Annotated in this window: 26 protein-coding genes and 2 pseudogenes; 13 read left to right on the top strand and 15 right to left on the bottom strand. The window is 36.2% G+C overall.

The annotated features are described in order from the left end of the window. Positions 1 to 5: 5 nt before the first annotated feature. The 3 genes from AC0JIQ_RS07875 to AC0JIQ_RS07885 all read left to right on the top strand — a co-directional run bounded on the left by AC0JIQ_RS07875 (position 6) and on the right by AC0JIQ_RS07885 (position 2,529). Positions 6 to 1,034, top strand: coding sequence for a methionine synthase (locus tag AC0JIQ_RS07875; RefSeq protein ID WP_474203189.1), 1,029 nt, complete (start codon positions 6 to 8; stop codon positions 1,032 to 1,034). A gap of 151 nt (positions 1,035 to 1,185) precedes the next feature. After that, positions 1,186 to 1,677, top strand: coding sequence for a flavin reductase (locus AC0JIQ_RS07880; RefSeq protein ID WP_474203239.1), 492 nt, complete (start codon positions 1,186 to 1,188; stop codon positions 1,675 to 1,677). A 51-nt stretch (positions 1,678 to 1,728) separates the two neighbouring features. Further along, a complete protein-coding gene (locus AC0JIQ_RS07885) occupies positions 1,729 to 2,529 on the top strand; it encodes a sulfite exporter TauE/SafE family protein (RefSeq protein WP_474203190.1) in 801 nt (266 codons plus the stop codon). A 103-nt stretch (positions 2,530 to 2,632) separates the two neighbouring features. Here AC0JIQ_RS07885 and AC0JIQ_RS07890 read toward each other — a convergent pair whose 3' ends face one another. Further along, a complete protein-coding gene (locus AC0JIQ_RS07890) occupies positions 2,633 to 3,331 on the bottom strand; it encodes a DUF1826 domain-containing protein (protein WP_474203191.1) in 699 nt (232 codons plus the stop codon). Positions 3,332 to 3,539: 208 nt separating this feature from the next. On the opposite strand from AC0JIQ_RS07890, the gene AC0JIQ_RS07895 reads away from it, so the two are divergent. Then, positions 3,540 to 3,845, top strand: a complete 306-nt coding sequence (locus tag AC0JIQ_RS07895; protein ID WP_474203192.1) for a helix-turn-helix domain-containing protein — start codon at positions 3,540 to 3,542, stop codon at positions 3,843 to 3,845. An 80-nt stretch (positions 3,846 to 3,925) separates the two neighbouring features. Here the strand turns inward: AC0JIQ_RS07895 and AC0JIQ_RS07900 are convergent, their stop codons facing one another. Continuing rightward, positions 3,926 to 4,162 carry a VF530 family protein gene (locus AC0JIQ_RS07900; protein WP_089604344.1) on the bottom strand — a complete coding sequence of 79 codons (237 nt, stop codon included), beginning with the start codon at positions 4,160 to 4,162 and terminating at the stop codon, positions 3,926 to 3,928. Between the two features lie 305 nt (positions 4,163 to 4,467). Further along, a pseudogene (locus AC0JIQ_RS07905) lies at positions 4,468 to 5,485 on the bottom strand (AraC family transcriptional regulator). 123 nt (positions 5,486 to 5,608) lie between these two features. Between AC0JIQ_RS07905 and AC0JIQ_RS07910 the strand changes: the two are divergent. After that, positions 5,609 to 6,307: an NAD(P)H-dependent oxidoreductase gene (locus AC0JIQ_RS07910; RefSeq protein WP_474203193.1), complete on the top strand. Its 699-nt coding sequence runs from the start codon at positions 5,609 to 5,611 to the stop codon at positions 6,305 to 6,307. A gap of 58 nt (positions 6,308 to 6,365) precedes the next feature. Here AC0JIQ_RS07910 and AC0JIQ_RS07915 read toward each other — a convergent pair whose 3' ends face one another. Beyond that, on the bottom strand, positions 6,366 to 7,112 hold the full coding sequence (locus AC0JIQ_RS07915) for a TenA family transcriptional regulator (protein WP_004662125.1): 747 nt from the start codon (positions 7,110 to 7,112) through the stop codon (positions 6,366 to 6,368). A gap of 342 nt (positions 7,113 to 7,454) precedes the next feature. Between AC0JIQ_RS07915 and AC0JIQ_RS07920 the strand changes: the two genes are divergently transcribed. Beyond that, a complete protein-coding gene (locus tag AC0JIQ_RS07920; RefSeq protein WP_474203194.1) occupies positions 7,455 to 8,684 on the top strand; it encodes a GGDEF domain-containing protein in 1,230 nt (409 codons plus the stop codon). A 66-nt stretch (positions 8,685 to 8,750) separates the two neighbouring features. Here AC0JIQ_RS07920 and aroC read toward each other — a convergent pair whose 3' ends face one another. The 10 genes from aroC to AC0JIQ_RS07970 form a co-directional block, all read right to left on the bottom strand. After that, positions 8,751 to 9,842, bottom strand: a complete 1,092-nt coding sequence (gene aroC, locus AC0JIQ_RS07925; protein WP_004662121.1) for a chorismate synthase — start codon at positions 9,840 to 9,842, stop codon at positions 8,751 to 8,753. A 15-nt stretch (positions 9,843 to 9,857) separates the two neighbouring features. Continuing rightward, a complete protein-coding gene (locus AC0JIQ_RS07930) occupies positions 9,858 to 10,223 on the bottom strand; it encodes a hypothetical protein (RefSeq protein ID WP_474203195.1) in 366 nt (121 codons plus the stop codon). A gap of 11 nt (positions 10,224 to 10,234) precedes the next feature. Continuing rightward, positions 10,235 to 11,248, bottom strand: a complete 1,014-nt coding sequence (prmB, locus tag AC0JIQ_RS07935; protein ID WP_474203196.1) for a 50S ribosomal protein L3 N(5)-glutamine methyltransferase — start codon at positions 11,246 to 11,248, stop codon at positions 10,235 to 10,237. Between the two features lie 126 nt (positions 11,249 to 11,374). Continuing rightward, positions 11,375 to 12,580: a tryptophan synthase subunit beta gene (gene trpB, locus AC0JIQ_RS07940; protein WP_474203197.1), complete on the bottom strand. Its 1,206-nt coding sequence runs from the start codon at positions 12,578 to 12,580 to the stop codon at positions 11,375 to 11,377. A 37-nt stretch (positions 12,581 to 12,617) separates the two neighbouring features. Next, on the bottom strand, positions 12,618 to 13,805 hold the full coding sequence (locus AC0JIQ_RS07945; protein WP_474203198.1) for a vWA domain-containing protein: 1,188 nt from the start codon (positions 13,803 to 13,805) through the stop codon (positions 12,618 to 12,620). A gap of 12 nt (positions 13,806 to 13,817) precedes the next feature. Next, positions 13,818 to 14,669 (bottom strand): AAA family ATPase, encoded by an 852-nt coding sequence (locus tag AC0JIQ_RS07950; RefSeq protein ID WP_474203199.1) that lies wholly within the window; start codon positions 14,667 to 14,669, stop codon positions 13,818 to 13,820. 38 nt (positions 14,670 to 14,707) lie between these two features. Beyond that, a complete protein-coding gene (locus AC0JIQ_RS07955) occupies positions 14,708 to 15,094 on the bottom strand; it encodes a hypothetical protein (RefSeq protein WP_034601375.1) in 387 nt (128 codons plus the stop codon). Beyond that, a complete protein-coding gene (locus tag AC0JIQ_RS07960) occupies positions 15,087 to 15,392 on the bottom strand; it encodes a YcgL domain-containing protein (protein ID WP_004662107.1) in 306 nt (101 codons plus the stop codon). The genes AC0JIQ_RS07955 and AC0JIQ_RS07960 overlap by 8 nt, the downstream gene beginning before the upstream one ends. Positions 15,393 to 15,809: 417 nt before the next feature. Further along, positions 15,810 to 16,598: a BRO-N domain-containing protein gene (locus tag AC0JIQ_RS07965; protein WP_474203200.1), complete on the bottom strand. Its 789-nt coding sequence runs from the start codon at positions 16,596 to 16,598 to the stop codon at positions 15,810 to 15,812. Between the two features lie 68 nt (positions 16,599 to 16,666). After that, positions 16,667 to 16,822 carry an Arc family DNA-binding protein gene (locus AC0JIQ_RS07970; RefSeq protein WP_474203201.1) on the bottom strand — a complete coding sequence of 52 codons (156 nt, stop codon included), beginning with the start codon at positions 16,820 to 16,822 and terminating at the stop codon, positions 16,667 to 16,669. Between the two features lie 113 nt (positions 16,823 to 16,935). On the opposite strand from AC0JIQ_RS07970, the gene AC0JIQ_RS07975 reads away from it, so the two are divergent. Continuing rightward, a complete protein-coding gene (locus tag AC0JIQ_RS07975) occupies positions 16,936 to 17,409 on the top strand; it encodes an Arc family DNA-binding protein (protein ID WP_474203202.1) in 474 nt (157 codons plus the stop codon). A gap of 92 nt (positions 17,410 to 17,501) precedes the next feature. On the opposite strand, the gene AC0JIQ_RS07980 is transcribed toward AC0JIQ_RS07975, so the two are convergent. Beyond that, the gene (locus tag AC0JIQ_RS07980) at positions 17,502 to 18,257 is read right to left on the bottom strand and encodes a hypothetical protein (RefSeq protein WP_474203203.1); all 756 of its coding nucleotides are present in this window, start codon (positions 18,255 to 18,257) and stop codon (positions 17,502 to 17,504) included. Positions 18,258 to 18,580: 323 nt separating this feature from the next. On the opposite strand from AC0JIQ_RS07980, the gene AC0JIQ_RS07985 reads away from it, so the two are divergent. The 6 genes and pseudogenes from AC0JIQ_RS07985 (at position 18,581) to AC0JIQ_RS08010 (ending at position 22,620) form a co-directional block, all read left to right on the top strand. Beyond that, positions 18,581 to 19,294, top strand: coding sequence for a hypothetical protein (locus tag AC0JIQ_RS07985; protein ID WP_474203204.1), 714 nt, complete (start codon positions 18,581 to 18,583; stop codon positions 19,292 to 19,294). 12 nt (positions 19,295 to 19,306) lie between these two features. Continuing rightward, complete coding sequence (locus AC0JIQ_RS07990; protein ID WP_474203205.1) at positions 19,307 to 20,416, top strand: ImmA/IrrE family metallo-endopeptidase; 1,110 nt, start codon at positions 19,307 to 19,309, stop codon at positions 20,414 to 20,416. Positions 20,417 to 20,653: 237 nt separating this feature from the next. After that, positions 20,654 to 21,286 (top strand): glutathione S-transferase family protein, encoded by a 633-nt coding sequence (locus tag AC0JIQ_RS07995; RefSeq protein ID WP_474201288.1) that lies wholly within the window; start codon positions 20,654 to 20,656, stop codon positions 21,284 to 21,286. A 114-nt stretch (positions 21,287 to 21,400) separates the two neighbouring features. Beyond that, a complete protein-coding gene (locus tag AC0JIQ_RS08000; protein ID WP_474201289.1) occupies positions 21,401 to 21,649 on the top strand; it encodes a CPCC family cysteine-rich protein in 249 nt (82 codons plus the stop codon). Between the two features lie 515 nt (positions 21,650 to 22,164). Continuing rightward, positions 22,165 to 22,370 (top strand): annotated as a pseudogene (locus AC0JIQ_RS08005) (hypothetical protein). Between the two features lie 13 nt (positions 22,371 to 22,383). Beyond that, on the top strand, positions 22,384 to 22,620 hold the full coding sequence (locus AC0JIQ_RS08010) for a hypothetical protein (protein WP_474201290.1): 237 nt from the start codon (positions 22,384 to 22,386) through the stop codon (positions 22,618 to 22,620). The last annotated feature ends 13 nt before the right edge of the window (positions 22,621 to 22,633 follow it).

The raw sequence follows: 22,633 nt of genomic DNA on the forward strand, positions 1-22,633 counted from the left end.
TTAAAATGGCAATTTTATTACCAACATCAACGGCTGGCAGCTTACCAAAACCTTCATGGCTTGCAGAACCTGAAAAACTTTGGTCACCTTGGAAATTAGAGGGTGATGCATTAATTGAAGCGAAGCAAGATGCTCTGCGTTTATCCCTGCAAGAACAGATCCATGCGGGAATTGATATTGTCAGTGATGGTGAGCAAACTCGCCAACATTTTGTCACCACATTTATCGAGCATCTTGATGGCGTAGATTTTGAGAAGCGTGAAACGGTTCGTATCCGTAATCGTTATGATGCAAGCGTTCCATCTGTAGTCGGTGCAGTCTCTCGCCAAAAGCCAGTTTTCGTAGAAGATGCCAAGTTTTTACGTAGCCAAACAACACAACCAATCAAATGGGCGCTTCCAGGTCCAATGACCATGATTGATACGTTATATGATGGTCACTATAAAAGCCGTGAAAAACTAGCTTGGGAATTTGCCAAGATTCTTAATCAAGAAGCGCTTGAATTGGAAGCTGCGGGTGTTGATATTATTCAATTTGACGAACCTGCGTTTAATGTTTTCTTTGATGAGGTAAATGATTGGGGTGTTGCAACCTTAGAAAGAGCGCTTGAAGGTCTTAAATGTGAAACAGCCGTACATATCTGCTATGGCTATGGCATCAAAGCTAATACCGATTGGAAAAAGACTTTGGGTTCAGAGTGGCGTCAATATGAAGAAGCTTTCCCTAGGCTTCAAAAGTCTAAAATAGATATCGTTTCACTTGAATGCCAAAACTCTCGTGTACCAATGGATCTCATCGAACTGATCCGCGGAAAAAAAGTTATGGTTGGTGCGATTGATGTTGCAACCAATAATATTGAAACAGCGGATGACGTTGCAGATACGCTACGCAAAGCGCTTCAGTTTGTCGATGCTGATAAACTTTATCCATCTACCAACTGTGGAATGGCACCTTTATCCCGTCAGGTAGCACGCAGTAAGCTGAATGCCTTGAGTGCGGGTGCAGAAATTATCCGAAAAGAGCTCTCCGTTTAGTATTTAGTAATTTGGAAATATAGAATGGGCTACTTATTAATTTGGTTAGCAGCCCATTCAGTTCGAAATGATTTAGATGTGCAAATGTGACGCGACTGTGTGTTAGGGCTTAATCTAAAGAAAAGCTACAGTTCAATTTAGGAATCAGATGATGATTGAAGCAACTGACTTTAGAAATGCGATGTCTTTGCTGACAAGTGCAGTGAATGTGGTGACTACAGCGGGAGCATCTGGTCGTCATGGATTTACCGCATCTGCTGTATGTAGTGTTACGGATACACCTCCGACATTATTGGTGTGTATGAATACAGCATCTAGGTCACATGCACATTTTATTGAAAATGAAACTTTAACTGTGAATGTTCTAGGCGCGCAACATCAGCATATTTCTAATGTGTTTTCTTCTAAGTTGACGTCTGAAGAGCGGTTTAAACATGGAACTTGGACTAAATTAAAAACAGGTGCACCTGTTTTAGAGGATGCTCTTGTCAGTTTTGATTGTCAGATTGAACAAATTCAGGAAGTAGGAACACATACTATTTTTATTTGCCGTACAGTTGCTATTCAAAAAGGTCAGCATGAACATAGTTTGGTGTATTTTAATCGCGCTTATCACCAAGTGGGTGAGACTGAAGTTGCTTAAACCAACATTCGCTATTTATCTAATATTAACCTTCAATCAAGTAAGTATGTCGTGGAATTAATCATTTTTTTAGCTATAGGTGCATTAGCGGGATTTGCTGCTGGGCTTTTTGGTGTAGGTGGTGGGCTAATCATTGTACCGCTTTTATATGTTGTCTTTACACAAATGGGCTATGATCCTGAAGTTGTGATGCATCTTGCTTTGGGTACTTCATTAGCCACGATTATTGTGACGTCTATCAGTTCATTAATGGCTCATAATAAAAATGGCGCAGTAATTTGGCCTGTATTCAAAAATCTGACCCCAGGTTTAGTAATTGGGTCATTTTTTGGTGCGGGTATTGCGGGATTACTATCAAGGGAACACTTACAACTGATTATTGGTGTTTTTGTGATTTGGGTTGCATACCAAATGTTTATTGGAGCCAAAAAAGTAATAGATCAGAATAAAGTCCTTCCATCAACGACTAAACAGGTGTTCGCAGGTACAGGAATAGGCGTAGCGTCAGCAATTTTTGGTATCGGTGGAGGTAGTCTAACCGTACCTTATTTAAATCATCACGGTGTAGTCATGCAAAAAGCAGTTGGAACATCTGCTGCATGTGGCTTACCTATCTCAATCGCAGGTGCGCTTGGCTTTATGTTATTTGGTATGAAAGAACAAATAAATGTTCCGAACAGCATAGGTTTTGTTCATATTTATGCATTTCTAGGTATCAGTGCGATGAGCTTTTTTACCGCAAAGCTAGGTGCTAAAGTGGCACATGCTTTATCACCGCAAATGTTAAAAAAATGCTTTGCTGTACTACTGTTGTTTGTCGGATGTTTTTTCCTGTTTAAAGGGATATTTTAGAATTAAGTGAATCTCTTTCTGGCTAGTAAAAGCCCATCATTTATGGGCTTTTATGTACTAGAGCTTAATAGATTTATTTTTTAACAATTTGAAATATAAATAATTAACAAATTAAGAGTAGTCTATATTCGCCTTCATTTTCAATAGGTGCTCTATGAACACAAGGTAAAACGTGCTGCATAGGGTGATCAACTGCTAGACGCCAAAGATGTCCTAAACCTAAATTTAAAGGTCTTGCATCAGGAAGCGGCTGGTAATGTAAATCGAAGAAATAATCTTGTAGAAAACTTTCAAATTCAGCTTCTGAGCCATGATGTAATTCTTTCAGTTTCTCTCTGATTTCGGGAATCAAAACTTTTTGCTTAACTTGATCGCTTGGCAAAATCTCACTTGCTGCGCCGTGATAAGTACATAAAAAAGTATCAGTTGAGATAGGGGAACGATCAACATGAAATGAATACACATCAGTTGAAATAAAATTTAACTCATCATCACGTTCGTAATTTTGAATTAAGTTAAGGGTAGGTGAAGCTCCGAAATCACTTAATAGCTGCATATCTTTTAAGATGATTTCTCTTGCTAAATGACCTTGTTCGGAAAGTTGCAAAGCCAATAAATCATCAACCGAAACCTCAGTGATATTTTCCTTTAGTTCAAGCTGTTTTACGATTTCTTGAAAATCTCCATCCAGGTTTCTATACCAACAAATCGCATTTCTATCTCCATGAAAATTAGAACTGACAAGTTCGGAGAAACTAGAAACCACGCTAATTTGCTTGTGGTCAGAAAATGCATTCTTCATAAAAAGAAGTTTATCAAAAAGAAGATATGTTTAATGATACACAGTTCGATCAAGTTAACAACGATAGATGGAATAGTATTTTTCAAACATTTAATTTTTCATACCTTATAACAATGAAATAAAGGGTTTTAAATAGACACTGAGAAAATTATTTTCCACAGATCGTTATGAGCAAATTTATGCTCAAAAACTTACATAAAAAATAATTATGAATATAAAAAATCAGACTCAAGATCGCCAACAAATCCTGATAGATCTATATATGCAATACTTATTGAATGAAATAACATTGGGGCAATTATTGGCGTATTTACGAAAAAACATTCTGAGTATGTCTCAGGAACAATATGCAAATTTAGTCGGCATAAGTCGCAGGACATTAACTGATATTGAGCAAGACAAAGGAAAACTTACTCAATCTGTTTTAGACAAGGTCTTTAAACCACTTGGATTGAAAGCAGGGCTTGTACCAACTCATGAGCACATTGTGAGAAAGATCATTAAACCATCATAATGAGATCAATGGCAAAGTTTAACTCTACGTAACAAAGCTGTGTAGCCTAGATTAAAATGCTAGGGCTAGGGTTTTGATAGCTAAGATTTCTGTTTGGCTTTTTGGCGTAAGACATACAAATATAAGCTTTCTACTTTTTCACGTGCCCATGGTGTGGTACGCAAGAATCGCAATGATGATTTAACACTTGGATCAATGCAAAAACATCTAATTTCAATTTTATGACTTAAGCCTTCAAAGCCACCGTAGTAATCTAATAATTCATCCAAAATATCAGCAAGTTTTTTGCCATGTAAAGGGTCATTGGAGGCGTTCATAATAGATCAACAATATTTGGGGAGACCATCATTATAACCTGAGCGAGTTAAAATAGGTCAGCATTACAAGGCTTATGCAATCATGGCTTTGATGCATAATCCTTTCGCTTAGCGGTCTGATTTCTGCATAACTTATATTATGTATCATTAGGATAGTCTGTAACGTGATATATAATCGTAGATGATAACGTTACTAAGCTATGGCAACAAACAGTGTTGCGTGGGCCACAGTCCTTAGATATTTCATTTAACATAATATACATTATACGCAATTATTATAACGTTAGTTAGATAGTCTATTTTCTTTATTTTGGCATTCTATAGTTACTTGGCGTCATATTTGTCCACTTTTTAAAAGCACGTGAAAAATGTGAAATATCGGCATAGCCTAAAAGATTTGAAATCTCTTGAATGGATAACTTATTTTCTTTTAAAAGAGCTTTCGCTTTTTCCTCACGGCTTTCACTAAGTAAGATTTGAAATGTTGTTTTTTCATTTGCAAGTTGACGTTGTAAAGTTCTATTAGTTAAACCAAGATGCTTAGTGATTTGGTTCAACGACAAAAATTGCTGTAATTCTACATCGTATAATAACTCGCGAACGGATGAACTTAATAAGTTTAAGCTAGGACTTATTTTTTTTGATAGCTTTGACATATCATATTCACATTGACGCTTGGTTAATCGAAAAACCAATGGATCAGCAGTTTTTAAAGGCAAATTTAGAAGTTCTTTATTAAATATTAAACGATCTTCATCAGCACCCAAATTAACTCTATATCCATCAGAATTATCAATATTTCTTAAAACATCTTGACTATTTCCCTGCAATTCAATTTGGATATCTAAGTTTTGTTGAGCTAGATTCTCCAAAATATGAGCAAAACCTAAAACTAAAAAAATAATAGCATGATGATTAAATTTAAAATTATTTAAAGGTTGATCAAAATTCAAGTATGCCATTTCTTGTTCAATATAAAGTTTTGGCTGAAAAGCTACACAATGTAAGCCAATAAATTGCTCAAGAATGCCTATTGCCACCCCCAAGTTTTCCGATGCAGCAGCAGTTACACCCACATGACCATAACAAGATGCTTTCATTCATTTCTTTTGCTAAATAAACGCTAATTGCGGGTTCATTTGTAAGTCGAGCGGATTTTTCAAGTAAATTATTGAAAATGTTTAAATCTACATACCAAAATGGAGCATCTAGTTCTTTTAAAGTTATATCTGTATCTATTAGAAGTTGTTGCGGGCTAACGTTCCAATGTTTGATTGTTTCAATTAACAGATTAACATATGTTCCGGGTAATTCAGGATTCATTTTATTCCGCAAAATAATATTGATGGCGTATAATGGTAAAAACTGGCGGTTCATGAACTATGTCATGTTTAAATTTTAAGGCATAGTGATTTTTATAAAAAGTTATCTTCAAGGTCATTACCAATGAATATTTTGATTGTCCACGCGCATCCAGAAAGCCAATCATTTACTAGCTCATTAAAAAATACAGCAAAACAACTCTTAGAAAAAAATGGACATTTTGTTGAAATTTCAGATTTGTATGAAATGAATTTTAACCCTGTTGCATCAAAACATGACTTTGGAAATTTAAATGAACATGAATATTTTAATTATGCATTGGAGCAGCGAAATGCTTTTAAACAAAATACACTTTCACCAGACATTCAAGTTGAAATTGAAAAGGTTCAACGCTCTGACTTAGTACTTTTTACTTTTCCTTTATACTGGACATCAGTACCCGCCATTTTAAAAGGCTGGATTGACCGCGTTTTTATTTCAGGACTTTTTTATGGTGGTAAACGTTTTTATAACCATGGTGGAATGATTGGAAAAAAAGCAATGTTGTGCATCACATTAGGCGGTCGAGATCATATGTTTGGTGAAGGTTCAATACACGGATCAATAGAACAATATTTATCATCTATTCATCGTGGATCTTTAGCCTATACAGGTTTTGAGGTACTCCCTCCTTTTATTGCCTATCATGTCCCATATATCACCGATGAAGAACGAGAAAAAATTCTTACTCGTTTTGAAGAATACATAGTTAATCTAGATAACTTAACGCCACTGGAGTTCCCTAAATTAGAGAATTTCGACGATAAAATGAATCCACTTTAAAATATAAATAAAAACTGCTACTTAGCACCCCAACTAGGTAGCAGTTTATTCGGTATTTTTAATTATTATTTTGTAACTTATAACACTCATCTAAAGCCAGCTCATAATAAGCCAAGCCTTCTTTCGCTGCTAAAAAAGCTTTTCTCTGAGAAACCGGATCTTTGTCACATAATCTCTTAATTAGTTCCATCGCTTCATAAGGATGTAGATCATCATAGTGTGCATGAGCTCTTAACCATGCCAATGATCTTTTATTAATACTTACTTCTGGAGTTTCTGTATAAGCTTGTATTCCTTTATAAACATGAATGGTCCAATCCCCTGTCGCCCACTCTATTGCTAAATTTGTTGCAGCAATACTCTCCGCTAAACTTCCCCTAAAATTTACATCCCATAAAAAATGATTGACTGCATTCATTGCTACTGGTGGTCTAACTTCATTCAACATTTCAGTCGTTATGCCAAAACCCTTCGCCCAATCTTGATACCAATGTAAATGTCTTTCTTCAACTTTGATATTTTGAATTAACCAATCTCTAGTCTCAGTTACACCATCTAAAGAAAAAGCCGTCGCTTTAGCTAAAGCACCTGCCATATATGATGGAAAATGAGCAACCAAAGGATAAAAATTTAATAATGCTGACCGAAAGCATTCTAAATTTAGGCTACCGCTTGCCATATCTAAAAATAAAGGGTGTTTGCTTACTCGCTCTTTTGCAGGAACAAGTTCATCCCAAAATTGTTGTGCCCATTCTGAGTGAGGTGTTATTTCTAGTTTTGTTCCATATTGCTTCATAACAGTCATTTCGATCCATCCTATTTCGTATGACTTATTTCAATCATTTTCCACGATTGCTGCTTATTTTTATAGCTAGATTGTATCCTAATACAATCAATATACAATGATTGTTATTTAATTTGTAACATTTTTTTATCTGTTCAGCATTTTATTAAGTTTAATCATTATATTAGTTGGTAATACATTCATATTACACCCGAAAAATATAGAATACTGGCAATAAAAGCTGATTATCATAAAAAATTATTAATTTTATATAATCCAATACACATTTTATTTAATTCAGTGTAACGTAGTTAACAATCCCTATTTACATTTATAAGAACATTGGGGGCGATGAGAGATAAGATGAAGTTAAAAGCATCCAACTTACTGGGGCAAGAACAGATTGACTTGTTAATTTCTCGCGGACTAAATTTAGTTTGGTTTCCTAAAGAATTAGAAGTCATTTATAAAGATCAGTATAAAAATGAAGCTGCACATGAATTCCGTTACCGTGCACCAATCATTCTATGCCTCTATTTATATTTAAGTTTTGGTACTTATCAAGTTCTACCTACAGAACTACGCACTGCATGGGTCGCGTATTACGGTTGGGTGGGCATGATAATTGTTTTTGCATGGTTACTTGCTTTCATTCCATCGATGAATAGATGGTTTGATTATTATGTTTGCTTAGGCTCTACAGGTGCCGTCGCTCTTACTTTCACATTAATTAATGTATTGGAACATGGTCAGAATAACGTTCTTTTTCATGCCGCTATGATGTATGCCGTGGTCATTATATATGGCTTTGTTGGTATGCGATTTTATACAGCAATGTTTGCTGGTTGGTGTGGTGGTTTAATTGGTATTGCCATTAGTGTTTGGCTTAATGGATCAATTGATTGGACTTACTTAAATCGGACTTATACTTTTAGTAGCTTTCTGGGAATGGCTTTAGCTTATGCAATAGATCGGCAACATAGAGAGAATTATCTACAAAACTGTATGATCGAACTAAATCGATTAGAGCTTATGCGTCAGGCACAGCAACTTTCAATTTTATCTCAACAAGATGCTTTGACTGGTTTAGCGAACCGTAGATACCTCGATGAAGTGCTTGAAAATGAGTGGAAACGCTCAATCCGTCATGAAGTTCCTATCACAATCATGATGATCGATATCGATTGTTTTAAATTATACAATGATACATTAGGACATATTCAGGGAGATCAATGTCTTAGACGAATTGCCATTTTGCTAGGTTCAATCTCATCGCGAAGTGGGGATCTTGCTGCACGTTATGGCGGTGAAGAGTTCTTACTTTTATTTTCCATGACGGATAAAGATCAAGCACTTATACAAGTTCAACGTTTAATGGAATTGGTACGAAATATAGGGATTGCACATCCCCGAAGTAATGTCTCTAAATATGTAACAATCAGTGTGGGTGTTGCAACAATAACCCCTCATCTTAATGACAGCCTATCAGAGTTTATCTCTCAAGCAGATCATGCTTTGTATGTAGCAAAAAGTAATGGTAGAAATCAATATCATGTTGCTACGAGTGAAAATGTAATTTCTGAGACTTTATAAGATTAATTTTTATTATTAAAAAACATACTTGCGTCCAAAGTGCCGCAAGTATGTTAAAAATCAAAATTATGGCTCAATTGGTTGGAATGGAGCTACAACATCAGCATTCTGAGCACGATGTCTTAAAAAATGATCCATTAGAACAATTGCTAACATTGCTTCAGCAATCGGTGTAGCACGAACGCCAACACAAGGATCATGGCGACCTTTGGTTAACACATCCGTGTTTTCTCGATCAATTGTAATGGTTTTACCAGGAGTGGTAATACTTGCGGTTGGTTTTAAAGCAATCGCGACACGAATAGTTTGACCACTTGAAATACCACCAAGTATTCCACCAGCATGATTTGCAAGGAAACCATCTGTGGTTAGTTCATCACGAGTTTCGTGACCAAACTGCCCAGCAACTGCAAAACCATCCCCAATCTCAACACCTTTAACAGCATTGATACTCATCATAGCGTGAGCAATATCTGCATCGAGACGATCAAATACAGGTTCACCCCAACCGACTGGTATTTTTTCAGCAATAATTTCAAGTTTTGCACCACAACTCGTTCCCTGCTCACGTAATGCTGTGACTAATTGCTCGAAGCGAGGAACTGCATCAACATCACCACAGAAAAATGGATTATTTGGCACTTCAGCCCAATCTAACTTTTCTGCAATTTCATTCCCGATCTGTGTTACATGTCCACGAATATCAATACCAAATTTTTCTGCCAAATACTTTTTAGCAATCGCACCTGCCGCAACACGCATTGCTGTCTCACGCGCGCTTGAACGACCACCACCACGATAATCACGGAAACCATATTTTTGAGTATAGGTATAATCAGCATGACCAGGACGGAATGTTTGAGCAATATTACCGTAGTCTTTTGATTTTTGATCTGTATTGCGAATCAATAAACCAATCGATGTACCTGTAGTTTTGCCTTCAAAAACACCAGAAATAATTTCAACTTGATCAGGCTCTTTACGTTGCGTTGCAAACTTAGAGGTACCCGGCTTACGGCGATCCAAATCCTTTTGCAAGTCTGCTTCGCAAAGTTCAAGTCCCGGTGGTACGCCATCTACAATTGCCATCAAGCCAGCACCATGTGATTCACCACATGTCGTCACACGGAATAACTGACCAATACTATTTCCTGCCATTTTCTAACCTATCTTTTATTCATCGAAACTGTGGTGCATCTCTTCTAGCATTAATTCATAGATGTTTCCTAAAATATCGTCATCACATAGTTGACGATAACTCAGGACAATATATTCAATCAGACTTTTATGCTCCGATAGCAAATAAAGACTATGAATTAATGGTTCTGCGGCATCAGGATCAAACTCTCCATATCCAAGATTTACAAGGAGTTGATCAAATTGCTGACAAATTTCTTGCTTAAAAACTTCCGAATTAATTGCATCAATTCCACTCTGATTCCATTTGTTTTTTAATGCAATGAAACCATCTTTAAACTGCTGAATTTTAGTTTGATCTAAGTCAGGTTTAGCTACTAATAGAATTGCTGTAATTGGCATCTTGTACGACTCTAGCTATGTTCAACAGATTGTTGAAAGAAGTCTTTATAACGACGGCATTGTTCCGCAGTTAAGGCAAAAATACCTGAACCGCCTTTTTGGAATGTAAGCCAATGGAAATCAACAGTATTAAAGTTTTGACGCATCGCCCATTCTGAATTACCGACTTCGATGACGATTAAACCATCTTCTGTCAAATAGTCAGCAGCTTGCGCTAACATTTTACGAACCAAATCCAAACCATCTTGACCAGCAGCAAGTGCAAGCTCAGGCTCGTGTAAGAATTCTTCTGGTAAATCTGCCATATCCTCTGCGTCTACATATGGAGGATTACTTACGATTAAATCATATTGATTTTCAGCAGGAATTTTTGCAAACAAATCAGATTCAAGTAATGCGACTTGATATTGCTTATCATGGTGTTCGGCATTAATTGATGCAACTTCTAAAGCTTCTTTGGAAATATCAGTTGCATCGACTTCAGAATCTGGGAATGCATATGCCAAAGCGATTGCAATACAACCAGAACCCGTACACATGTCTAAAATACGTTGTGGCGTTTTCGGATTCGTGTTTTCTGGTAAATTATTCAATGCTTCGAGCATTTGACCATTTTCATTTAAACAATATGGTGCAAATCGTTGTTCGATCAATTCAGCAATTGGCGAACGCGGAATGAGTACACGCTCATCTACATAATAAGGTTTATTACAGAAATATGCCAAATTTAATAAATATGAGGTTGGAATGCGATCATTAATACGACGTTCTAATAAACTTAAAAATTCTGCTTTCTCAGTTGGTAGTAATTTTGCATCTAATATTTCTGCATCAGCTTTCCATTCTAGAGAAAGTGTTTGCAAAACAAGTGCAGAGCTTTCTGCAAAATAATCTTCAGTACCTTGACCTAAGTGTGCATCATATTGACGAAGTGCGGTTACACCAAAACGAATAAAATCTCGAATGGTTACTAAGTTTTCAGCCGCTTCTTGTAAATGTTCAGGGCTGATTGTAGGTCGCTCCACTTAGGCGTCTCCAAAAGTGCTAATTGCAAAAACGCTTTATTCTAACGGGATTAGCATCTATTTAACAGAAAAAAAACCGCCTCTATACAGAAGCGGTCATTATTTTGATATTTCAATATTTACGAGTCAGAGTCCTAATTTATCAGCCACATAATCAGCATCTTTATCACCACGACCAGATAAATTTACGACGATCTTGATATTTTTATCCATTTTAGGTGCTTCGCGTAATGCCCAAGCAACTGCATGAGAACTTTCTAAAGCAGGTACAATTCCCTCTACACGTGAAAGTGTCATAAATGCATCTAGACATTCTTGGTCAGTAGCAGTTTCATACTGAACACGACCAAGTTCTTTCAGATAACTATGTTGAGGTCCTACACCAGGATAATCCAACCCAGAAGCAATCGAATGTACAGGAAGTGGCTCACCATTTTCATCCTCAAGTACGTAACACGCCATCCCATGAATTTGACCTGGTTTGCCTAAAGTTAATGTTGCTGAATGCTTATCTGTATCTAAACCATGACCTGCGGGTTCAACACCCACTAATTTAACTTCTGGTGTATTTAAAAATGCGGTAAAAGCACCAATGGCATTTGATCCACCGCCAACACAAGCCACAACATAGTCAGGATTTTTTCCGAAGCGTTCATTGGTTTGAACTTTAAGTTCATTACCAATAATTGATTGGAAGTCACGTACCATTTTAGGAAATGGATGAGGACCAACCACAGAACCAATCGCGTAAATATAGTTTTTAGGATCTTTTAAATACTCTTCAAAAGCACTATCGACAGCATCTTTTAAAGTTGCTGTACCCTGAGTAACTGAAACCAATTTTGCACCAAGAATTTTCATCTTAACGACATTGGGATGTTCTTTTTCAATATCGACTTGCCCCATGTGAATTTCACAAGGGATACCAATCAATGCACAAGCTGTAGCTAAAGCAACGCCATGTTGCCCTGCTCCAGTCTCTGCAATCACTTTGCTTTTGCCCATATATTTAGCGAGTAAAGCCTCACCCAAACAGTGGTTAATTTTATGCGCACCAGTATGGTTGAGGTCTTCACGTTTTAGATAAATCTGAGCGCCACCAAGTTGATCTGATAAGCGTTTTGCATGAAATAATGGGCTTGGCCGACCCACATAGTTTTTAAATAAGTCGTTCAGTTCATCTTGAAACTCAGGCGTATGACGAATTGTTTCGTAAGCCTGATTGATTTCATCCATTGCTTCTTTTAAATGAGGAGGAATAAATTGACCACCAAAATTACCAAAGAAACCTGCTTCATTCGGTAAAGCAACCCCATTAATTTGATGTTCCATGATTCCTCCTATTTTTATAAAGTATTCATATGAATTTTTAACGTGACAAATAACGTGTCATATCTTCAATGCCTTTTAATGTCATTGGGTACATATGATTTTCAAAAATTTCTTTGATCCAGTTAATGGTCTGGGTGTAATGCCAGTAACCTTCCATTTCAGGATTCAACCAAGCGGTTTTGTCAAAATGCTGACGTAAACGTCTAAGCCATACTTCGCCCGACTCTTCATTCATGTATTCAACTGAACCACCTGCTGACTTGAGTTCGTATGGTGCCATACTGGCATCACCGACAACAATTACACGATAGTCGCGACCGTAAGTATGGAATAAATCCCATGTATTCATACGAGTTGAGCTACGACGGTGGTTATCTTTCCAAACATAATCGTAGAGACAATTATGGAAATAGAAATATTCTAAGGTTTTGAACTCAGACTTCGCAGCACTAAATAATTTTTCACACTCAGCGATATAGGCATCCATTGAACCACCAACGTCAAACAGCATCAGTACTTTAATGCGGTTACGACGCTCAGGAACCAATTGCACATCCAAAATGCCCTGCTTTGCGGTTTCACGAATAGTCCCATCAACATCAAGCTCTTCAGCCGCGCCTTGACGCGCAAACTTACGTAATCGGCGTAATGCAATCTGCATCTGACGTGTTCCCAGAACTTGATCATCATCAAGATTTTGGTATTTACGCTGCTCCCATACTTTAACAGCTGAGCGTTTGCGTCCTGGCCCACCGATACGAACACCTTCAGGATGATCACCAAAAGCACCAAAAGGTGAAGTTCCGCCAGTGCCAACCATTCGATTGCCACCCTGATGCTTTTTATGTTGTTCACGTAAACGTTCTTCCAACATTTTCATCAGTTCTTCCAAAGAACCTGCTTTTTGTAGCTCAGCACGTTGCTCTGGTGTCAGATGTTTTTCTAAGAGTTCAAGGTCAAACCAGTCTTTAGGTAACTTGTGAACTTGTTTAAGTAACTCATCTAAATCAAAAGTTTCAATGCCATCAAAATAATCTTTCATGGCACGATCGAATTTATCAAAGAAACGTTCATCTTTAACTAAAACTGTTTTAGCCAACTGATAGAATTCTTCCTGATCTGCAAATACCAAACCTAATGCAACCGCTTGGTTGAGATCAATCAACTCACGAGTTGTAACAGGTACACCATATTTACGTAAGGTGTAAAACAATCGCACAAACATGTGATTACACTCTTAGCGGCGTGACATAAAAGCTAAACGTTCAAGCAATTGTACATCTTGTTCATTTTTAATTAGTGCGCCGTACAATGGTGGGATTGCTTTAGATTTATCATGATTGCGCAATACGTCTTCAGGCATATCATCTGCCATGAGTAAGCTTAACCAATCAATTAACTCTGAGGTTGATGGTGGTTTTTTTAAATTCGTGACTTCACGTAATTTAAAGAATATTTGCAATGCTTCACTGACCAAAGTATTCGAAATATTTGGGAAATGTACTGCAATGATTTCACGCATCGTTGCTTCATCAGGAAATTCAATATAGTGAAAGAAGCAGCGACGCAAGAATGCATCTGGTAATTCTTTTTCATTATTCGAAGTAATAATCACAATCGGGCGTTGTGTTGCGGTAATGGTTTCACCAGTCTCATAAACATAAAACGACATTTTGTCGAGTTCATGCAGTAAGTCATTCGGGAACTCAATATCTGCTTTGTCGATTTCATCAATCAACAATACACAACGTTCTTCACTCGTAAATGCTTCCCACAATTTACCCGGTTTAATATAGTTTTTAATGTCATAAACACGGTCATCACCTAACTGGCTATCACGCAAGCGAGAAACTGCATCATATTCATACAGGCCTTGCTGAGCTTTGGTTGTTGATTTGATATGCCAAGTAATTAGTTGTAGACCTAAACTTTCTGCAACTTGTTCTGCAAGTAATGTTTTACCTGTACCTGGCTCACCTTTCACCAATAATGGTTTTTGTAAAGCACGCGCGGCTTTTACCGCAAGTTTCAGGCTGTCAGTTGCAATATATTGATCTGTACCAGTGAAGTGTTGTGTATCAGCAGACATTTGAAAAACCTTATTTTTCTTTAACTTTATGTGAATATCTAAACCGAACGTGCAAGTTTATTTGCACTGTATTTTGACCAGCAGAAGCCGATCAATAATCCTGTACCAATGACAAATAGAATCAAAGATAAATTTGACCAGATTAAAACATGCTCTTTTGTGAGCACACCAAAAATCAAACCAAAAATAGCAGGTGCTAATTCTGAATTGGGACCTTCGGAGATTGTTGGTGTAGCAAGGATTGCAAAAACAATAATCCAAAGAATCCCTCCTATTGGATTAGGCATACGTGACATCAAACGATACCAACACCATAATGCAATCATTGCACCTGTAACATACACAATAATCGCAACATTCTCTTCAGGGAATTGATCCAGTACCGATAGAATGTGAGACCACATTGCAGTTATAGTTTCAAGCACCACGCAAACCCTCTGGTTCTACCGCATTTGGATTAATAAGTCCCTCTGGCGGCATTTGAATAAAAAAGCCTTTAGTCTGTAATGAGTCTAAGACATGCAATACGTTGACACGTGCAAGTTTGCGCTCACCATGAAGTTCCAAATGCATTACAAAAGTAGCTTTTCCAAAAGCTTGTAAGACACTCTCAGGAACAGACTCAAATGGATTTTCTGATTCCTGATCTGCAGAATAATTTGGACGAGCAATATACATATACATTTCGTCTTTTTTGCTTGATCTATAAATATCGCAGTGCATGTTTACTCACAACTCTTATCAATCTTAGAGACTATTGGTCATTTAGATTCCAACAGACTTTAAACAGCATACATCAAAAAAAAACTAGGTACATTAACGAATGTTAACGCAATACTTAGCATTAAATTAAATATCATGTAGATAACTGTTTTATATATTAATTATTTCAGCCTTGCAAAATAAATGCAAAACAAAAACAAAATGAAAACAAGGACTAAGAAATATTCTAGCAATTATGACAATTTATTCAAATCTAAAACACCCATCTAGAATGTATGGGATGCTTTATTTGTGACTCTGTAGTCTGTACTTAGTTCTAGGTTAAAGTTGCTTTATGAACACTACTATTGAACGTAAAAAGCCGCTTAAACAAGCGGCTTTTGCGGACGTGGGTTCAACTCCCGTCATCATAAAAGACTAAGAATGATTATTTAATAAATGATAACGATCCATTGGTGCTAAATGCCAAGGATGAGTATCAATCCTATTTCTTAGCTCAGCATGTTTTTCTTTTTCAATGAACATCCAAGCGACAAATCCACCATCATTGAAATGATCATGGATTGCAGAGCCCATGTGTGGATTGATACCCCTTACAGCAGCACCAAACTGCCTCCACCACCCGCTTAGCCATACCAGGTGCATAGCCATTGCTCTGACGTTCATCGCATTGGATTTGTTATCTGCTCTGAACAGTGCAATCAAGTGATGAACGTATTCAACGGCTACGGGAATCTGATCAAATGAGATCTCATCTATGCCGTTCACATTGAATCGTTGGTGTATAAGTTTGTAGGCATCGGAAAAGTTAAGGTGCTTGGTTTTTGCTACAAGCATATTTACAGCATCATTTAAAACCACACGTTCAGTTTTATGGTTCTTTACTTTAGGTTGTACTTGCCTATCCAGAATATCTAAAACCCATTTTCGGAATTCTTTTGCGACAGGTGTGCGGGCAAACATGGCAATAAGATGCGCGCCACGTAATGAAAATATGCGCAACCTCAAATTGAGGTTCTGAGGATTTGCAACCAATTGAGTCATACACAATGAAAACTCTTCCTCTTTTCTTTTGTAAATTTGATTGATTTTATCTGTACGAGAATAACCCAATGCATCAGCTAACTCAGCGGCTGTTACCCATATTTGGTTATCGCTTTGTATTACAGGATGAAATTCGATTGTGTTAAATGTTAGACTACTCATGTCTAATCTCCTTGCAGGGTTTAGATAGAAGCCCCGTGTCCGCCAAGATTCAGGGGCTTCATTTTTTTCTATTTAGTAATTTTGGGCTGATCTTTTAGCCACTCTTCTACGATAAAATTTAATTGTGCAGTAACAGAACGTCTATTCTCACTAGCATCCCTTTTAAGTTGATCTACTAATTTTTGCGGCATACGAATATTAATCTGTTTGTCTTGTCTTGCCATAACTTACCACCAATAAAGCACCGTGATTTAATTAAAGCACAGTGCTTTATTGATGTAAAGCACTGTGATTCACTACTATTGATAAATTAACTTAAGTTAGTTTTGGAAGCGATATGGCTCGTAACGATCCGCAAATGAATTTACGTGTTCCAATGGAACTTAAGGAAAAAATTGAAAAGGCGGCTTTAGATAACGGCAGAACCATTACTGCCGAAGCAGTACATCGCCTAGAAGAAAGTTTTTTAAATATTTCTTTTGCTACTAACAATCAAGCAGATGTCAGAATCATTCCCTTGCGCAATGGGAAAAAGCGTGTGATTTATGGGAAATTACTGAATACTTTGGATTTGGATTACACTCAAGAACTATCTAGACTTCGTGATGATATCCATCTTTCTCTAGAAGTTTTAAGTAACTCTTCATTTTGGAACTCTTTGAAGTTTTTTAATAAAGAAGTTCTTGTTTATCAAGGTGACAATCATATAGATGTTGTCGAAAATGGTGAAGGTAGTCTCGGATGGTTACGAGTTGAAGATCATATCACTGATGAATATATGGAAAATTTGCATAAAAAAAGTGATCAATAGTAAGTCACCGCTTACTTTTAGGGATATCGCCTAACGCTCTGTTTCTAAAAATGAGAGTTTTAGGGATTAAAAAAGCACCGCGAGGTGCTTTTTTATAAAAGATTATTAAGCTTAGTTACAAGTCCTTCTATCTTTAATTTACTGGAGACATAATGATTACTTAAACTTGATGTTGTTTTTGATATGTTATTCATTATACCTACATCAATTGTGGACTTTTTCTTTTCCTCTACACCCTTTTCTAATACAAATATTAGTTTTTCAACACTCTCTTCTATGAAATACTCATAACCAATTTTTTGACTAGCCTCTATCAATTCTAGAGCTGTTGTAACAGCATTTGCATAGACTTTTGTAGTCATCCATTCTTCATACTCAATTTTTAACAAAGAATACTTCTGGCTTTTAACTTCTTTAGAAATATCGCTTAAACTATTTCTAATAGCTGTAAATTTACTATTAAAATTTTCCTCAACCTGCTTCAAAACATCATTTAATATTATAGATTTCTTATCATCTATATCATTTATTAAAATTTGCTTAGAAGCTTCAATTTCTTTAGTGATATTATCTTTTAATAGCTGACTTTCTTTTTCCTGATTTTTAGTATTCGTAAACCAGTTAAAACCTGCAAAAAAAACTACAAAAGCACCAACTGTACCAAGTGACCAGTAAACAGTTGAAAGGAACTTATCCTGATAGCTTTTCATCACTTCTACTTGAGCCTTTAAAACCTCAATTTGTAAGTTTGCTGCTTCTAGGTTTTTCTGAAGTAAAGCATGATCAACTTCCGCCCCATATGCCGTAGCAGAGAATAAAATAAGTAAAGTAAAAATGATTTTATACACTCTTGTTTTAACCACTTTAAGTCAATGTTATTACAGATATTAATACACCATTTGAATTCTTTACTCCAAATTTAATTTAACTAAAAATTATCATAGGTAAATCTTTACTGTTTTGTACGTACCCAATAAACCCATACCGACAATGCAACACTGCCAGTCCGCTTAACGTCCCACCTAGCATCTGCCTACTCTAATTTAAGTTTACTTAAGTTCATAAAGTAGCAACTATACATAAAAGATATAAATCACCCTGTAATGTCTTTTTTTAAACATCAAAAGATGTTATAAAAAAGACATTCGCTATCTTATTGGACTTTGTTTTTATGAATTTGGATATGTTTGACAATGAATCCCTTCGGGATTCGGAACCAACACCTTGCGACTTCTTCAGTGGCGAAGAAGCTATCGCAAAAGCTAAAGAATTGGGGCTACCTGATCCATATATAGTTACACAAGCAATTATGGTCGGTGACTCAGAATTTAGAACCAATACATACTGTAATAGAGCCAGATTTATTTCTCGATGGGGAAAAATTGGAGAACAGCTCGCCTTACTCCTTAGAAAGTCAGATCCAGCGTGGGTTTATCATAATGAAAGCCAACCAAGACTAGAAAATACTGATAAGAAAATCCAAATTATTTTCATGAGCGGCAATTTAGCCCTTGGTCATCCAGAGCTTGTGTTATCAGCCCTGTGTGAGAAAGGCTTCATGACTTTGAAGAATATTAAAGAAAATCAATCTAGCTATGATGATACTTCAAAGCTAAGAACCTGGATTCTTTACTTCCCTTCTACATCCCATCCAGCTTACACAGCAACCGATATCCCAACAATTCCTTTTGAAATTGCATACCCAACAAGCTTTGTACAAACACCTGATAAGACAAAAATTGACATATTACCAAGCAATCACACTTGCAGAATTGCATTTGAGATAGATAATACTCATCCATTCGGGAATGATCCTAAAAAGCCAATATTGGAACCATCTACTGAAATCAAACCAGATGATTTTGATATCCAGCTTGTAGTCTAATTTGAGGTTAACGTGTTTAGTAAAGATCGTTTAAGGATTGCTAAGGACCTACGAGGTCTTAGTAATACTGATTTTGCAGAAAAGTTAAGCTGCTCTCTATCAAAAGTGAAACAGCTTTTAGATGCAGATAAGGAAATCAGTGAAAATGATCAAACCGAAATCTGTAGAGTCCTAAACCTGCCGATGTCTTTTTTTATTGAAAATGATATTCAGCCACATGAAACTGAACAAATATTTTATAGATCTGTCGCTAGAATTAAAGCACAACACCGTAAGGCAAATGAAGCTTACACTCTATTAGCTAAGAACATTAATACTTATTTGCTCAATAAGGTTAAATTACCTCAGTTCTCACGTCCAGATTTGGATATCACTGAGATACAGGATCAGCACTATCGTTATGTTGACCATATTGCAATTGAGCTAAGAGCCTTATGGGGATTAGGGGTTCAACCCATTAATAATATTGTCTCTCTCTGTGAGCTTAAAGGCATTCGCGTTTTCAGACTTCCGAATGAAGTTAAAGAAATTGATGCACTATCCTTTTTCGATGACGAAAATGGTTCGCCATTCATGTTTGTAAATAATTTCAAGTCAGCAGAGCGTTCTCGCTTCGATTGCGCACATGAGCTTGGCCATATCATTATGCATACTCATAACCGCAAGGTTCGTGAAGAAAAGGACAATAAATTATTAGAAATTGAAGCTGATCAATTTGCCTCTGAGTTCTTAATGCCTAGCGAAGCTTTTTTTGCAACTACTCCACGTTATCTATCAATCGAGAATATGATTGACTATAAGAAAACTTGGAGAACCTCATTAAAAGCAGTGAACTACAAAGCTCATAAACTTGGTCTAATTAGTGACTGGGTTAATCGTAGCAATCTGATGAAAATTAACTCTCTTGGGTATCACCTTGAAGAGCCCGAAGAAACTCACCGTGATGAAAGTATGATGCTACCAAAGATCATTTCACTTTTAGTTTCTCAGCCCTCTTTTGATAAAAATAAAATGTTGGATGAAATTGGCATTTCTGAAGATGATTTTAATCAGTTAACTTTTGATGCACTTGCTAAAGCAGATATACCCAAAAAGAAAAGTAAACTGTATATCGTCCAATAAGAAAGCTGGCTTAATGCCAGTTTTTTTATTGCTAATTTTTAATTCTGTCAACCAACTTTTATTGCTAAATTTAAATTTTGTCAACTAATTAAGAATACTCAAAATCTTTTCACATTTTCTATACCAGTTGGATGTTATTTATAAGTAGATAAACAGCACTATCAATTGACTTAAGCGTATATTTGAAACCATAAATTGGGGGAAATTTCCCATTAAGTTTTGAAGACAGGAATCATCATGATTACATTGCACCACTTAGACCAATCACGCTCTTTCCGCATTTTGTGGTTACTAGAAGAAATCAAACAACCGTATCAATTGCAACGCTATTACCGTGACAAAAAAACTCATTTGGCACCTGAGTCACTAAAAAACATTCATTCATTAGGAAAATCCCCTGTGATTGAATGGCAAGGTAAAGTTATTGCGGAATCAGGAGCTATCGTAGAGTTACTAATTCAAAGACTTGCACCACATCTCGCACCAGATACAGATGCTGCTAGTTATGCAGATTACCTACAATGGATTCACTTCGCAGAAAGCTCTGCGATGGTGCCATTTTTATTAAAAACGTTTAATCAAATAGAAACTAAACACGGCACAAAATTAGCATTTCTAGAAAACTATACTCAAATCGAGTTTGATAAAGTTTTTGGTTATTTAAATGATTATTTAAATGATAAATTATTTTTAGTAGACGATCGTTTAACTGGCGCAGACTTTATGATGGGATTTGCACTTCACGGGTTAATTCATCATATGAAACAAGGTGAAAAATATCCGCATATCAAAAGCTATGTCGAACATTTGAGCTCACTACCAAGTTGGAAATCTGCCGTAAAAATTGAACAAGATGGTGTAGTGATCTAAAAAAATAAGAATAGTTAAAGTACTTTTAGAAAAACCAACCTGTGAACCAAGCCCTCTTATGAGGGCTTGGTTCACATATTCCAGTGTGATTATGAAAATGAATGGAGAAATAGAATGCTCTATCCGTGTTTATGCTGTGGGTACTTAACTAGAGGCGAACCATCAAACGGCGACTACGACATTTGCTCTGTATGCTTTTGGGAGGATGATCCTGTAGAAGCACAAGACTATGATTGGTGTGGTGGTGCAAACATCCCTTCACTAAACCAAGCCCGTGAGAACTTTAAAAAGTATGGTGCAATCGAAGAATGCTTTGTTAAGAATGTGAGAAAACCAAGGGATTATGAGATTCCGAAGGGTTAGTTTGTAATAATTCTAATGACGAAAGCCCTCCTTAGAGGGCTTTTAAACATATTCCAGTGTGATTATAAAAAAGACTGGAGAAATAGAATGTTCTATCAGTGTTTATAACATTGGTATTGGACAAGATAATAAAGAATATCTGATAGATTGAAAACTGTTATAGATTTGTATTATATTGTTGACAGTTAAAGCATTTCTAAAAGTAATAAAACTATGCCAACTTTTATCTCAGCTCTTTTAATAATTGTCGGATTTATATTTTCCGTCTTCGGAATGATAATTGGTCCACATATATTTAATAATATGATACAAAATGCCACACAGCGCAAAGCAATAAGCTTTGCGTCTATGTTTCCAGGTATATTGATATTAACACTTGGATTTTATTTAAGTTGATGAACTTATATTAAATTCAGATATAAATTATATTCAGCTTGATTTTGTAACTTAATCAAGCTGAATTCATTATGGATACTAAATCTAGATCTAATTCGAAAGTCAAAACTTCACACAAGATGGCTATTCTCGATAAGCAACTTACACTGATGTTTAGCTCCAAGCATTATCTTCCCCCCACTCCACCAGAGTATGAAGATAAAAACATGCTGTATTTAATAGTAATGATAACTTTGAATTGACTTACGATGAGTTACTAGAGATTATCAGTAAGGGAAGATTAGCAGGTCCACAATTAATTCCTATAATAGAAACGATAAATTAAAGGTACTTTCAATATGCCTATTATACAATCAGATGATTCGACACTTTATGCTATTACTTTACATGCATTGATAAACTCACTTCATAAAAATGGCTTTGATCTAGAAAATATACTTGTAAAATATAATATTGAAATATTCGATGGTTGTGCTAAAAGTTATTTAAATGAAGATAATATTAAATCAGTTGAGCTACTAAAGAATTTGATGGATGATGTTAAAGCTAATTCCTCACAAGGAAAAGATAAATAATATTATGAGGATC

This window comes from Acinetobacter sp. FB (assembly GCF_056033405.1).